Origin of the sequence: Streptomyces sp. NRRL S-337 (assembly GCF_000720175.1) — a bacterium.
Lineage (GTDB): Bacteria > Actinomycetota > Actinomycetes > Streptomycetales > Streptomycetaceae > Streptomyces > Streptomyces siderophoricus.
This window is the reverse complement of record NZ_JOIX01000201.1, coordinates 1-324: the sequence shown is the minus strand read 5'-3', so window position 1 is coordinate 324 and position 324 is coordinate 1. Positions and strand designations below refer to the sequence as shown.

The following is a 324-nucleotide window of genomic DNA, read 5'->3' as shown; positions in this document are numbered from 1 at the left end:
GCGGTAGATGTCGCAATCCCCACCGAGCCAGAAGGCCCTCACCTTCTTCAAGCGCCCTGAAAGGCGTGTCGCCTGTCACCAACGTCCCCGGACAGCACAACTAGGCCGTTTCTGATGGCTCTTGCCGGGGTGGGTAGATCAGTGCTTCGGCTGGGCAGCTGCGTCGTATGGGGCGGCGAGAGGAATTCCTCGGCCCACTCCGGGTCCTTCTCCGCCCTCTCCAGCTCCTCCGCCGTCGCCGCGATGAAAGACACGCTCACGCCCATGACAGGCAACCCCCCTTGCCGTACCGCATGTTCGACTCGTTGACCGAACGACGACGAC

The 324-nt window shown here is 63.9% G+C and carries 1 pseudogene; it reads right to left on the bottom strand.

From position 1 onward, the window contains the following. Positions 1-47: 47 nt before the first annotated feature. Positions 48-324 (bottom strand): annotated as a pseudogene (locus IG62_RS49410) (YfbM family protein); the annotation flags it as partial.